Below are 13,229 nucleotides of genomic sequence, written 5' to 3'. Positions count from 1 at the left end.
CGTTACAGGCCGAGGGCTGTCTTGGCAATGATGTTGCGCTGAATTTCGTCAGCTCCGCCATAGATGGAAATTTTTCTGAGGTTCAGGTAAAAGCCGGTCAGTGTTGCCGCCCAATCTTCCGCGCCTGGTTCGGCAAGCTCGAACGCCTGCTGGCAGAATTCCATGCCCAAGGGACCGGCCGCCTGTACTTGATATTCGGTGATTGCCTGCGCAAGTGTGGTGCCCATCAGCTTTAGAATGGACGCCTCGGCACCGTTGCCGGCAGTATCCTCTGCTTGGCGCACCAGGCGCTGCACAGACGCTTCCAGAGCGAGCAGCTCCAGATCGAGTTGGGCAATGTTTTGTCTCCAGTTTTCACGTTCAGCGAGCACAACGCCGTCCACGACGCGTTCATGCAAAACGCGCTTGAGAAATGTAAGCTCGCGCTTGCAGCGCCCCACGCGTGCCGCGCCAAAACGCTCGTGCGACAGTAGGTACTTCGCGTAGGACCAGCCTTTGTTTAGCTCGCCCACCAGGTTTGCCTGGGGCACTTGAACACCGTCCAGAAACACCTCATTGATTTCTGTGTCGCCATCGATAGTACGGATTGGCCGCACCGTTACGCCGGGTGATTTCATGTCTATGAGGAGGAATGAAATACCGGCCTGTGCCCTGGCCTGCGGATCCGTGCGGACTAGGCAGAACATCATGTCCGCATACTGTGCATAGGTGGTCCATGTCTTTTGCCCGTGAACAATGAACCCATCGCCGTGGATCTCGGCGCGCGTACGCAGCGAAGCAAGGTCCGAGCCTGAGCCGGGCTCGGAGTAACCTTGGCACCACCAGTCTTGCCCTGAAAGGATACGGGGGAGGTAGTAGTCCTTCTGTGATTGTGTTCCGTACCTCATTAATACCGGCGCAACCATCCGCAGGCCAAATGGTACGGTTTCTGGTGCACCAGCGATCGCGCATTCGTCGTCGAAGATGAGGCGCTGGGCAAGCGACCAACCCGTACCGCCAAACGCTGTGGGCCAGTTGGGTGCTGCCCAGCCTCGGGCGTGCAGAATGGCTTGCCAGCGAAGAAAGTCCTCCTTTTTTAGGCGCTTGTGTTCCAGCACCTTGCGGCGCAAATCATATGGCAACTGTTCTTCGAGGAATGCGCGAACCTCGTCGCGAAATGCCTCCAGCGCCGCATTGTCATCTGGCAGCGTCATGCAATCACCTCTCCCGTCTAATTGGTTTCTTTATTAGTGGCTTTCTTCCACTCAGAGCGAAGACGATAGAATCGCCGTTGCTTGGCTTGACAGCACGCCGCCGTTGCCGTGCACCAAGGCTACCTCTGCACCGTCGACCTGCCGAGCATTGGCTTGTGCGCGTAGCTGTGTCACTGCTTCAATGATCAGAAAAATGCTGTACATACCGGGGTGAATACACGACAGGCCTCCACCATTGGTGTTCATGGGGAAGGCGCCACCTGGTTCAATCCGCCCGCCTTCGATAAAGGAGCCGCCTTCGCCCTTGCTGCAGAACCCGAGATCTTCGAGAAAAAGAATCGGATTTATGGTGAATGCGTCATACAGCTCGACGACATCTACGTCCGCAGGTGTGAGTCCAGCCTGTGTAAATGCTTTGCGGCCGGATTCCAGTGCTGGCGTGACGGTGAGATCGTCCATGCAGGATATCTGGCGATGCCAGTGTGCAAAGCCGCTACCAAGCACATAGATAGGCTTGCTGTGCAGCGCCTTGGCTCGCTTGGAGGACGTGACAACGATAGCCCCTGCGCCGTCCGTGACCAGGCAGCAGTCGCGCACCGTAAGCGGATCGGAAATCATCTTTGCATTGATGACATCATCCACGGTCAGCGGCGTCCTGGAGAATGCATCCGGGTTGAGTTGCGCCCACTTGCGTGCCGCCACGGCAACTTCAGCTAGCTGTTTTCGTGTCGTTCCATATTCGTACATATGCCGGGCGGCGGCGAGTGAATAGCTCGACACGGGATTGAACGCCTTATACGGGTGTTCGTAAGGCTGGGGATCCAGCTCTGCGCGCATCTGGTTGATGCGCGAACTGCTCGGCGCGCTGCGCGGTGTGCTACCGTAGCAAATCAGCACATTCTCACATTCGCCAGCATCAATGGCCATTTGCGCAATCTTAAGGTCAGCAATGAATGCCGATCCGCCAAACATGGTGCTGTCGGAAAAACGTGGACGAATGCCCAAGTATTCTGCCATGCGCATCACCCACCAAGGCGAGGTAAGGCTGGAGGTAATGATGCCATCGATATCGGACTTGCGCAGGCCGCTGCGGTCAATCGCCATGCAAGCAGCTTGGGCAATGATTTCTTGCTCAGTGGCGCCGCCAGCATGCCCCATGCCCGCGAGCCCCGTGCCCAGAATGGCAATGGATCCGCGTGAAGACCTTGTACTCATGGTTGTTCCTCTGCGGCGATAAATACAAGGAGCGGGCCTTCGGTTGTTTGATCGATGCGTGCATGCACTGGCATGCCAATTTGCACTGCTTCCACGGGCATGTCCACGACGCGGCTCATCATGCGCGGGCCTTCTTCCAGATCTACCAAGACCACTGTGTAGTCGTCGCCTTCGCGGGCACGCACAATCGTTACGGAATAGACGGTTCCCTTACCCGAAGGCGCTACCCAGTCCAGCGCCTGCGCGCCGCAATGCGGGCAGCACACGCGAGGAAAGAAATGAAATTTGTCGCAACTCCGGCATTTGGGGATCTCAAACCTGCCCTGCGCCAGTGCGCTGAAGTAGCGCCTGTCGCAGGCTTCGACCGCAGCGGCCCGTGGCACGCCCATATTGATGAATGCGTCACTCATCGGTCTTCACGCCAGTTTCCTGTACCACGCGCTTCCATTTGTTCACTTCATCTTCGACGAATTGATGTGTCTGCTTCAGATTCATCACGCCAAGAGGTTCGCTGTACTGTAGGCGCAGGCGCTCAACCATCTCGGGTGAATTCATGATCTTGTTGATTTCTTTGTTCAGCATCGTCATGACTGGGGCGGGGGTGCCCGCGGGAGCATACAAGCCGAGCCAGGTGTAGACGTTGAAGTCTTTGAAGCCCGCTTCTTGCATCGTCGGCAATTCGGGGAACAGTTTGCTGCGCTCGGCGGCCATGTTAGCAATGGGACGCAGGCGGCCGCTACTGATGAAAGCGGATACGCTCATGGAGTCCTGTACAGCTACCGGGATCTGGCTCGCCACAACGTCGTTGATGGCCGGCGCGGCGCCCTTGTATGGCACATGGACAAATGCGTAGCCAGTGGCTTTGCGCAGCCATTCACCACCCAAGTGTGTGGAGCCCGCCACGCCTGCTGTGCCAAAGGGAATGCTGGACTGAGTCTTGGCCCAGCCCAGGAATTCAGTCAGATTGTTCGCGGGGACTTTTGGGTTGACCACGATGAGGTTGGGTGATTTGGCAAGTACCGCTACCGGCTCCAGGCTTTTGAGCGGGTCATAGCCCACTTTTTTCATCGCGGGCGCGATCACATATCCCGTAGCCCCCACCAGAAAGGTATAGCCGTCGGCTTGCTGCTTGGCGACATATTCTGTTCCTACTTGTCCGGCGGCACCGGGGCGATTCTCGATGATGAATGGCTGCTTCAGGTTCTGCGACAGCTCATTAGCCAGCGCGCGAGTGACGATATCTGTCATGCCTCCGGGCGGAAAGGCCACCACTATGGTTACTGGCTTGGTAGGATATGAGGTGTTTCCTGCGAGTGCCTGACTGGTGGCGCCCGACATGGTGAGCGAGCCAAATACTAGGCTATAGCCGAGTAGGCCGAATTTTCCTGAGCGCGTCAACGCCATGAGAGTCTCCTTATTTATCTGTACGCAGCGAATGCTGATCGACGCTTGTCAAAGCGGTGATTCAGTGTATGGATCGCTATCTACCAGATCAATCAGAAAGATTCGAACGCGTTGTTTGAGAATTTGAGATGAATAGGCTTGTCGGTGCCGACATATTTAACTTGCGAACAAGCGGTGGTGGTGTGATTCACCGCCCGAAACCTTCGCGGCTGCGGCAGAACATCACGCCCGCAGCGGCAGCGCCGCGCCGATGGCTATGAAGATGCCGCCGCATACCTGGTTAAAGCGCCGTCCCACGCGTATCAGCCAAGGGCGTACGTGGTTGGCTGCACTGGCCAGCGCGTACTCGGTGGCGATTTCTGTTGCGGCGAATGTTGCCGCCACCACCGCGAACTGCTGCAGCAGGCTGCGGTTGGGGTCAATGAATTGCGGAAGAAAAGCGCTGAAGAAAAGCAGTGCTTTAGGATTGGTTGCCGCCGACAGCACGCCCTGGCGAAACAATGACCAGCTGCTGGCGGTATCAGGCCGCGCGACGGCCGATACATCGATGGCCGGCGAGCGCCACACTTGTATGCCCAGCCACACCAGGTAAAGCCCGCCTGCCCATTTGAGCGCCGTCAGCCACAGCACGGATGCCTTGATCAGCGCGCCGATCCCGAACATGCAAAGGCCGATGACGGCCACAAAGCCCAGCGCCCCGCCGAAGATCGTGAACAGCGTCTTGCGCCGCCCGTGCATGGCGCCGTGCGTAAGCGCAAGCAAGCCGTTAGGCCCTGGCGACAGCGACAGGCCAATCGAGGTGACGAGAAAAACAAGCCAGGTTTCGAATTGCATGATAAGCGCCCCGCCGCTTAATGCGGCGGAGCGGTTATTTGCCGGCTAGGTGGCGGCCGGTCAGGCGCCGGCCTTCACCTTCTGGCGCCAGGCGTGCAGCAGTGGCTCGGTGTAGCCGCTGGGCTGTTCCAGGCCTTTGAAGACGAGGTCGCAGGCGGCCTGGAAGGCGGCGGATTTGTTGAAATTGCCGGTCATGGGACGGTAGTTCGGGTCGCCGGCGTTTTGCTTGTCGACCACGGCGGCCATGCGTTCCATGGTGGACTGCACCTGTTCGCGGGTGACGATGCCGTGGCGCAGCCAGTTGGCCATGTGCTGGCTGGAGATGCGCAGCGTGGCGCGGTCTTCCATGAGGCCGACGTCGTGGATGTCGGGCACTTTGGAGCAGCCGATGCCCTGGTCGATCCAGCGAACCACATAGCCCAGGATGCCTTGCGCGTTGTTGTCGAGCTCTTCCTGCTTTTCGGCATCGCTCCAGTTGGGGGCAGCCGCAACGGGCACGGTGAGGATCTTGTCGAGCAGGTCTTCGTGTTTGCCTTCCATGCCGCGCTGGATTTCCTGCACATCCACTTGGTGGTAGTGCAACGCGTGCAGCGTTGCAGCGGTGGGCGAAGGCACCCACGCGGTGTTGCCGCCAGCTTTCAGGTGGCCGATCTTCTGGGCCAGCATGTCGGCCATCAGGTCGGGCATGGCCCACATGCCCTTGCCGATCTGGGCTTGGCCGCGCAGGCCGCATTCCAGGCCAGTCTGCACGTTGCTGCGCTCGTAGGCGTCGATCCAGACGCTGCGCTTCATGTCGCCCTTGCGCACCATTGGGCCGGCTTCCATCGACGTGTGCATTTCGTCGCCGGTGCGGTCCAGGAAGCCGGTGTTGATGAAGGCCACGCGCTCGCGTGCGGCGGTAATACATGCCTTGAGGTTGACGCTGGTGCGGCGCTCCTCGTCCATAATGCCGATCTTGATCGTGTTGGCGGGCAGGCCGAGCAGTTGCTCCGTGCGCGCGAACAGCTCATTGGCGAAGGCCACTTCGTCGGGGCCGTGCATCTTGGGCTTGACGATGTAGATAGAGCCGGCGCGCGAGTTGCCTTTGCGCTGCAGGTCGTGCATGGCAATAAGCGAGGTAATGACGGCGTCCAGGATGCCTTCGGGCACTTCGTTGCCGTGCTCATCGAGTATGGCGGGATTCGTCATCAAATGGCCGACATTGCGGATGAACATCAGCGAGCGGCCATGCAGACGGTGCGTTTTGCCATCGGTGCCAGTGTATTCGCGGTCGGCGTTAAGCTTGCGCGTGAACGCTTTGCCGCCCTTGGCGACTTCTTCAGTCAGCGTGCCCTGCATCAAGCCCAGCCAATTGCGGTAGGCCAGTACTTTGTCTTCGGCATCCACCGCCGCGATGGAATCTTCGCAGTCCATGATGGTGGTGACGGCCGACTCGAGGACGATGTCTTTGATACCGGCCTTGTCTTGCGCGCCGATGGGGTGCGACTTGTCGATCAGTACTTCGAAGTGCAGGCCATTGTGCAGGAACACCAGTGCCTCGGGGGTGGAGGCGTCGCCGCGGTGGCCCACGAACAGCGTTGGCTTGGCCAGGCCGGTGGTGCTGCCGTCAGCGAGCGTAACCTGCAGCGCGTTGCCGGAAACGGCATAGGCGGTGGCGTCGGCATGCGAGCCCTTGGCCAGCGGGATGCTGTCGTCCATGAACTTGCGCGCGAAAGCGATGACCTTCTCGCCGCGGACGGGGTTATAGCCGCCCGCGCGGGTGGCGCCGCCTTCTTCGGAGATGGCGTCAGTGCCGTAAAGAGCATCGTACAAACTGCCCCAGCGGGCATTGGCCGCATTCAGCGCATAGCGGGCGTTGGTGATCGGCACAACAAGCTGCGGGCCCGCCTGCTGGCTGATCTCCGTGTCAACGCGGTCGGTTTTGACGGCAACCTGCGCAGGCACCGGCTTGAGGTAGCCGATCTTGGTCAGAAACTCGCGGTACGCGCCAGCGTCGGCGATGGGGCCGGGGTTCTGGCGGTACCAGTTATCCAGCTCTTTCTGCAGGCGGTCGCGTTCGGCGAGCAGTTCGCGGTTGCGTGGCGCCAAGTCATGAACCAGCGCGTCGAAGCCGGCCCAGAACGCGTCGGCGGCGACGCCTGTGCCGGGTAGCGCCTCGCGCTCGACAAATTGATGCAGTTCGGTCGCCACCCGCAGGCGTTTGCAGGCTGTTCGCTCGTTCATGTGATGTCCTCGCTTTAGATTGAATTCTTCCGGGTTTTTTATTCTTGGAAGTGAATAGATGTGCACAATGTGCGTATCGTCAAGTCTACTATAAGACTGAAGGCAGTCTACTATAAGACATAATAATTGAGACTATACGTTTCATTTTACGAAGCCTGTGATATTGCAGTGCATCATTGGTTGTGGCTTGGCTGAGAAAACCGCCGCGCGGCGTTTCACACAGCGCCCTCCCAGTAGCCGGGCTGGTTGTAGATGCCGCGCAGGTAATTGACAAAATGCTTCACCTTGGCGGGTAGATAGCGTTGCTGCGGATACACAGCCTGGATGTCGTATTCGGGCAGGGCGAAGTCGTCCAGCACCGTCATGAGCGCACCCTGTTTGAGTTCGGCCTGGATTTCCCAGGTGGAGCGCCAGCCGATGCCCAGGCCCTGCTTGACCCAGTCATACAGCAGCTCGCCGTCGTTGCAGGCAAGGTCGCCGTCCACCCGAACCGCGAACGGCTTGCCGTCGCGGACGAAAATCCAGCCCCGCTGCTGGCCGCCCTGCAGATTGAATGCCAGGCAGTTGTGCTGAACAAGGTCTTCGGGGCGCTGGGGCACGCCATGGCGAGCGAAGTATGCCGGGGTGCCGCACACCACGCGCTGGTTGGAGTAGAGGCGCAAGGCGACATAGTTGGGGTCGCGCACTTCGCCGATGCGTATGCCCAGGTCGTAGCCTTCACGTACCAGATCCACCACGCTGTCGGTGAAGTTGAACGAGAGGCGTAGTTCTGGGTAGCGGGCCCGGAAGGCGGGCGCATGGGGCGCAATGTGGCGTCGGCCGAAGGCCGCCGGCCCGGATACCACCAGGTGGCCGCGTACCGCGCCGCTGCCTGACCGGATGCTGTCTTCGGCAGCCTCGAAGTCATGCAGAAGCTGCTGGCAGTTTTCGAGGAAGCGTTCGCCCAGATCCGTGAGTGTGAGCCCGCGCGTGGAGCGGTGCAGCAGCTGCACACCCAAGCGCCGCTCCAATGCGGTGATGCGGCGGCCCATGACAACAGGTGTTACGCCCTCGATCAGGGCGGCGGCGGCGAAACTGCCTTTTTCTGCGACGAGTACAAAGCTGCGGATCGCAGTGTATCGATCCATTGCATACCTCACATATCGGTTTTCATATACGGCGACCTTGCCGCCTACATAGACAGGCGCTAGACAGGCGTGCGCTCACTACATACTAAAAGTATCGGCAAAAACGCGTCTTGGTGCAATTCCAAAGTGACGGCAAGTTACCTATTCTCATCCCAACGACCACGTAAACAGTGTCAAAGCGTTAGGCAGGCAGGCGTTACGGCCGTCGAGCAGCAAGGCTTTCACGGCATGCCGCAACAAGGCAATAACGCACCCAGGCACTGAAGCAATTAAGCATTCACGAAAGAAAGGAGCAACCATGGCCCGCATGAGAGCAGTAGACGCAGCCGCCGCCGTTCTGCGCAAGGAAGGCATCACGACGCTGTTCGGTGTACCGGGCGCCGCCATCAACCCGCTGTACTCCGCATTGCGCAAGCACGGTGGTTTCGAGCACTTTCTGGCGCGCCACGTCGAAGGCGCTTCGCACATGGCCGAAGGCTACACCCGTGCGCGCCCCGGCAATATCGGCGTATGCATCGGCACATCGGGCCCCGCCGGTACGGACATGATCACCGGGTTGTACTCTGCGCTGGGTGATTCGATTCCCATTCTGTGCATCACCGGCCAAGCGCCGCGCGATCAGCTGTACAAAGAGAGCTTCCAGGCTGTCGATATCGAGTCGATTGCCAAGCCCGTGACCAAATGGGCGGTGACGGTGCGCGAGCCCGCGCAGGTGCCTCGGGTCTTCCAGCAAGCGTTCCATATCATGCGCTCGGGTCGTCCCGGCCCCGTGCTTATCGACCTTCCTGTGGATGTGCAACTGGCCGAGATCGAGTTCGATCCCGACACCTATGCGCCGCTCGCGGTATATAAGCCTGCGGCCACCCAGGCCCAGGCAGCCCACGCCGTGCGCATGCTGAACGACGCCGAGCGTCCGGTGATTGTGTCGGGTGGCGGCGTATTCAGCGCGGATGCGGCCGGCAAGCTCCAAACCTTTGCCGAGTTGCTGGGTGTGCCGGTGATCCCTACGCTGATGGGCTGGGGCGTGATTCCCGACGATCACCCGCTGATGGCCGGCATGGTGGGCCTGCAGACCTCGCACCGCTACGGCAACGCGACGCTGCTGGAGTCGGATTTCGTCATGGGCATCGGCAACCGCTGGGCCAATCGGCACACCGGCTCAACCAGCGTGTACACCAAGGGGCGCACGTTCGTGCACATCGACGTCGAGCCGACGCAGATCGGCAAAGTCTTTGGCCCCGACTACGGCATTGTGTCCGATGCGGGAGTGGCGCTGGATCTGATGATCGAGGCCGCGCAGGATTTGAAGAAGGCGGGCCTGCTGCGCGATCGCGGCGAATGGGCGGCAAAGTGCCTGGCGCGCAAAAGCGAGCAGTCCATGCAGCGCAAGACGAATTTCGATGAGGCCCCGCTCAAGCCGCAGCGCGTCTACCAGGAGATGAACCGAGCGTTTGGCCGCAACACACGCTATGTCACCACGATAGGCTTGTCGCAGATCGCGGCGGCACAGTTCCTGCACGTGTACGGCCCGCGCAACTGGATAAACTGCGGCCAGGCCGGCCCGCTGGGATGGACGATACCCGCCGCGCTGGGTGTGCGCGCCGCCTGCCCCGACGACGAGATCGTGGCGATCTCGGGCGACTACGACTTCCAGTTCATGATCGAAGAGCTGGCGGTGGGTGCGCAGTTCAAGCTGCCTTACATTCATGTGCTGGTCAATAACGCCTACCTCGGCCTGATCCGCCAAGCGCAGCGCGGCTTCGACATGGATTATTGCGTGCAGCTTGCGTTCGACAATATCAACAATCCGGGTACCAAAGGCTATGGCGTGGATCACGTCGCCGTGGCTGAGGGGCTGGGTTGCAAGGCGCTGCGCGTCGAGCGTCCGGAGGATATTCAGCCGGCTTTCGAGCAGGCTCGAAAGCTGATGAAGGAGCATCAGGTGCCCGTGGTGGTTGAGCTGATTCTCGAGCGCGTCACCAACATTGCAATGGGTGCGGAAATCGATAACATCAACGAATTCGAGCCCATGGCGGAACAGGGTGCCGATGCCCCGACCGCCCTGGCTCTGCTGGACTGATTACGAGACAAGGAGTACAGACATGCCAAAATTTGCCGCCAATCTCACGATGCTTTTCGGCGAACTGGGGTTTCTGGAGCGTTTCAAGGCCGCCGCTGAAAACGGCTTCACCGGCGTGGAATACCTGTTTCCCTACGCCTACGATAAAAACGTGCTGGCCGAGAAACTGAGCGAAAACGGCCTGCGGCAGGTGCTGCACAACCTGCCCGCCGGCGACTGGGATGGCGGCGAGCGTGGCATTGCGTGCCTGCCAGACCGCGTTGGCGAGTTCCAGGCAGGTGTGGGGCGCGCCATCGAGTACGCTACTGCGCTGGGCTGCCCGCAGGTGAACTGCCTGATCGGCAAGGCCCCGGAAGGGGTGGACGCCGACAAGGTGCGCGCGACCATTGTCGACAACCTGCGTTTTGCCGCGGATAAGCTCAAGGCGGCGGGCATCCGCCTGCTGATCGAGCCCATCAACACATTCGATATACCGGGCTTTTATCTGAATCGCACCGATCAGGCCATTGCCTTGATCGATGAAGTCGGCACCGACAATCTATGGGTGCAGTACGACATCTATCACGCGCAGCGCATGGAAGGCGAGCTGGCGGCGACGATCGCTCGATACCTGCCCCGAATCGGCCACATACAGTTGGCCGACAACCCGGGCCGCAACGAACCGGGCACGGGTGAAATCAATTATGCGTGGCTGCTTGCGCAGCTCGACAAGCTGGGCTACGCGGGCTGGGTAGGCTGCGAGTACAAGCCCGCGGCAGGCACCGTGGCAGGGCTGGGCTGGATCGATGCCTTGTCGTCGAAAGAATACGCGCTGTAAACACACGGCGCGGCTGTAACGTCCGCGGGACAGCACTGCAATGTGCACCGCAAGAACGCATTGTCAGAAATCTGGAAATATCGAGGCGTATCACTATGACTACTATCGCATTCATCGGGCTGGGTATTATGGGCACGCCCATGGCTGAAAACCTGATCCAAGGCGGCCACACGCTGTTTACCCACACGCGCAGCAAGACGCCGCAGGCGCTGGTCGATGCTGGCGCCACGCCATGCAAGACGGCTGCTGAAGCCGCCTCCAAGGCGGATGTCGTTATCGTCATGGTGCCTGATACCCCTGACGTCGAACAGGTGCTGTTTGCCGAGAACGGTGTAGCCCATGGGCTGCGCAAAGGCAGCATCGTCGTTGACATGAGTTCGATTTCCCCCGTTGCCACCAAAGACTTTGCCCGGCGCATCAACGAGCTGGGCTGCGACTATCTCGACGCGCCAGTATCGGGCGGTGAAGTAGGCGCGAAGGCCGCAACACTTACCATTATGGTGGGCGGTCCACAGGCGGCATTCGACAAGGTCAAGCCCTTGTTCGAGCTGATGGGCAAGAACATTACGCTGGTAGGCGGCAACGGCGACGGCCAGATCACCAAGGTTGCCAATCAAATCATTGTGGCGCTTAATATCGCTGCCGTGGGCGAGGCGTTGCTGCTGGCCTCCAAGGCTGGCGCCGATGCGGGCAAGGTGCGCCAGGCGCTGATGGGTGGGTTTGCCAACTCCCGCGTCCTGGAAGTGCATGGCGAGCGCATGATCAAGCGCACGTTCGAACCGGGCTTCCGCATTGCGCTGCACCAGAAAGACTTGAATCTGGCGCTTAGCACCGCCCGGCAGCTTGGCGTATCCCTGCCCAGCACCGCAGTGTCGCAAGAGTTGTTCAATTCCTGCACGGCGCATGACGGTGCGGCATGGGATCACTCGGCGATGGTGCGCGCGCTGGAGAAGGCGGCCAACCATGAGATCGGCCAGTAATTCACGGATCATGCCGTCATGACCGCATCGCCCCGCGAGCTGCTGTCCCAGATGTTTCAAGCCGCCATCGAGGCGGCTCAGCCGGCGCATTGTGTGCCGCCGTTTCTGCCCAGGCCGCCCAAGGGCCGCACGCTGGTGATCGGTGCGGGCAAGGCATCCGCTGAAATGGCGCGTGCCCTCGAGGTACATTGGCCGGGCCCTTTGAGCGGGCTGATCGTCACACGCTACGGCCATGGGGCGCAATGCAGCAGGATCGAGATCGTCGAAGCAGCCCATCCGGTGCCCGATGAGGCAGGCCGGGCTGCCGCGCTGCGCATGATGGAAATGGTGCAGGGGCTGTCCGATGATGACCTGGTCATCTGCCTCGTCTCGGGCGGTGGCTCCTCATTGCTCGCCGTGCCTGGCGAGGGGCTTACGTTGGACGACAAGCAGGCGATCAACCGCGCCCTGCTCAAGTCGGGCGCCAATATTTCCGAGATGAACTGCGTACGGCGGCATTTGTCCGGCATCAAGGGCGGGCGGCTGGCGGCGGCCTGCCATCCCGCTCGGGTCGTCAACCTGCTTATCTCCGATGTGCCCGGCGACCAGCCGGCCGATATTGCATCAGGCCCGACGGTGCCGGATGCGAGCACCTGCACCGATGCACGCGATATCGTGCGCCGCTACGGCATTGCACTGCCGCCGGCCGCACGGCGCCTGCTTGAGTCTGGCGCGGGTGAAACAGTGAAACCGGGCGATCCGCGGCTGGCGCGCGTGGAGACCCACTTGGTGGCAACACCCCAGAAAGCGTTGGCAGCCGCCGGCAAGGTGGCCGAAGCAGCGGGTGTAAGCTGCGTCATCCTGGGCGATCGTATCGAAGGCGAGGCGCGCGAGGTCGGCAAAGTGATGGCCGGCATTGCGCTGCAGACGCGCGAGCATCACCAGCCCGTGCGGCCGCCGTGCGTGCTGCTGTCGGGCGGCGAGACGACGGTGACGCTGCGCGGGCAGGGCCGCGGCGGTCGCAATGTCGAATTTCTTTTGTCGCTGGCTGTTGCGCTGAACGGCGCACCGGACATCCATGCGCTGGCCGGCGATACCGATGGCGTTGACGGCCAGGAACCGCGCGCGGGCGCCTTCATCGACGCCGACACGCTGACGCGGGCGTTTGAGATGGGCATTCGCCCGCGCGACAGCCTGGACGACAACGATGGCCACGGGTTCTTCGAAGCGCTGGGCGATTCAATCATTACCGGCCCTACGCTGACCAACGTGAATGATTTCCGTGCCATCCTGGTACTCTGATTTTTTGACTGGCAGCAACAAGAATAGTAAAGCGGTGTGTGCCACCAACGGCCCTCGCGGGCCAATGACCACGCA

11 protein-coding genes are annotated in these 13,229 nt (G+C 60.6%); 4 read left to right on the top strand and 7 right to left on the bottom strand.

The genetic code is table 11. From position 1 onward, the window contains the following. Positions 1-2: 2 nt before the first annotated feature. From LOL23_RS15800 to LOL23_RS15770, 7 genes are all read right to left on the bottom strand, one after another. A complete protein-coding gene (locus tag LOL23_RS15800; protein WP_237173864.1) occupies positions 3-1,193 on the bottom strand; it encodes an acyl-CoA dehydrogenase family protein in 1,191 nt (396 codons plus the stop codon). 51 nt (positions 1,194-1,244) lie between these two features. After that, on the bottom strand, positions 1,245-2,408 hold the full coding sequence (locus LOL23_RS15795; protein WP_160977379.1) for a thiolase family protein: 1,164 nt from the start codon (positions 2,406-2,408) through the stop codon (positions 1,245-1,247). Then, on the bottom strand, positions 2,405-2,818 hold the full coding sequence (locus LOL23_RS15790) for a Zn-ribbon domain-containing OB-fold protein (RefSeq protein ID WP_160977377.1): 414 nt from the start codon (positions 2,816-2,818) through the stop codon (positions 2,405-2,407). Before LOL23_RS15790 ends, LOL23_RS15795 begins: the two co-directional genes overlap by 4 nt. Further along, on the bottom strand, positions 2,811-3,812 hold the full coding sequence (locus LOL23_RS15785; protein WP_160977375.1) for a Bug family tripartite tricarboxylate transporter substrate binding protein: 1,002 nt from the start codon (positions 3,810-3,812) through the stop codon (positions 2,811-2,813). Before LOL23_RS15785 ends, LOL23_RS15790 begins: the two co-directional genes overlap by 8 nt. A gap of 222 nt (positions 3,813-4,034) precedes the next feature. Beyond that, entirely contained in the window at positions 4,035-4,646 is a 612-nt protein-coding gene (locus tag LOL23_RS15780; RefSeq protein ID WP_237173863.1) for a LysE family translocator, read from the bottom strand. Between the two features lie 60 nt (positions 4,647-4,706). After that, complete coding sequence (locus LOL23_RS15775; protein ID WP_237173862.1) at positions 4,707-6,869, bottom strand: malate synthase G; 2,163 nt, start codon at positions 6,867-6,869, stop codon at positions 4,707-4,709. A gap of 215 nt (positions 6,870-7,084) precedes the next feature. After that, positions 7,085-7,996 (bottom strand): LysR family transcriptional regulator, encoded by a 912-nt coding sequence (locus LOL23_RS15770; protein ID WP_160977369.1) that lies wholly within the window; start codon positions 7,994-7,996, stop codon positions 7,085-7,087. Positions 7,997-8,294: 298 nt separating this feature from the next. On the opposite strand from LOL23_RS15770, the gene gcl reads away from it, so the two are divergent. The 4 genes from gcl to LOL23_RS15750 all read left to right on the top strand — a co-directional run bounded on the left by gcl (position 8,295) and on the right by LOL23_RS15750 (position 13,154). Further along, entirely contained in the window at positions 8,295-10,076 is a 1,782-nt protein-coding gene (gcl, locus tag LOL23_RS15765) for a glyoxylate carboligase (protein WP_160977367.1), read from the top strand. Positions 10,077-10,098: 22 nt separating this feature from the next. Then, on the top strand, positions 10,099-10,893 hold the full coding sequence (gene hyi, locus LOL23_RS15760) for a hydroxypyruvate isomerase (protein WP_160977365.1): 795 nt from the start codon (positions 10,099-10,101) through the stop codon (positions 10,891-10,893). A 77-nt stretch (positions 10,894-10,970) separates the two neighbouring features. Further along, on the top strand, positions 10,971-11,873 hold the full coding sequence (locus LOL23_RS15755) for a 2-hydroxy-3-oxopropionate reductase (protein ID WP_369414127.1): 903 nt from the start codon (positions 10,971-10,973) through the stop codon (positions 11,871-11,873). Positions 11,874-11,891: 18 nt separating this feature from the next. Further along, positions 11,892-13,154 carry a glycerate kinase type-2 family protein gene (locus tag LOL23_RS15750; protein ID WP_160977361.1) on the top strand — a complete coding sequence of 421 codons (1,263 nt, stop codon included), beginning with the start codon at positions 11,892-11,894 and terminating at the stop codon, positions 13,152-13,154. Positions 13,155-13,229 lie beyond the last annotated feature (75 nt).

The sequence above is a fragment of the Paracandidimonas lactea genome, assembly GCF_021653995.1.
GTDB lineage: Bacteria > Pseudomonadota > Gammaproteobacteria > Burkholderiales > Burkholderiaceae_B > Allopusillimonas > Allopusillimonas lactea.
This window is presented reverse-complemented; position numbering and strand designations above follow the sequence as displayed.

What these genes read in the sequence shown, in the direction of transcription:
- LOL23_RS15775 (WP_237173862.1), bottom strand. Translation starts at nt 6,869, where the DNA reads ATGAACGAGCGAACAGCCTGCAAACGCCTGCGGGTGGCGACCGAACTG.
- LOL23_RS15800 (WP_237173864.1), bottom strand. Translation starts at nt 1,193, where the DNA reads ATGACGCTGCCAGATGACAATGCGGCGCTGGAGGCATTTCGCGACGAG.
- LOL23_RS15770 (WP_160977369.1), bottom strand. Translation starts at nt 7,996, where the DNA reads ATGGATCGATACACTGCGATCCGCAGCTTTGTACTCGTCGCAGAAAAA.
- LOL23_RS15750 (WP_160977361.1), top strand. Translation starts at nt 11,892, where the DNA reads ATGACCGCATCGCCCCGCGAGCTGCTGTCCCAGATGTTTCAAGCCGCC.
- LOL23_RS15785 (WP_160977375.1), bottom strand. Translation starts at nt 3,812, where the DNA reads ATGGCGTTGACGCGCTCAGGAAAATTCGGCCTACTCGGCTATAGCCTA.
- LOL23_RS15790 (WP_160977377.1), bottom strand. Translation starts at nt 2,818, where the DNA reads ATGAGTGACGCATTCATCAATATGGGCGTGCCACGGGCCGCTGCGGTC.
- hyi (WP_160977365.1), top strand. Translation starts at nt 10,099, where the DNA reads ATGCCAAAATTTGCCGCCAATCTCACGATGCTTTTCGGCGAACTGGGG.
- gcl (WP_160977367.1), top strand. Translation starts at nt 8,295, where the DNA reads ATGGCCCGCATGAGAGCAGTAGACGCAGCCGCCGCCGTTCTGCGCAAG.
- LOL23_RS15795 (WP_160977379.1), bottom strand. Translation starts at nt 2,408, where the DNA reads ATGAGTACAAGGTCTTCACGCGGATCCATTGCCATTCTGGGCACGGGG.
- LOL23_RS15780 (WP_237173863.1), bottom strand. Translation starts at nt 4,646, where the DNA reads ATGCAATTCGAAACCTGGCTTGTTTTTCTCGTCACCTCGATTGGCCTG.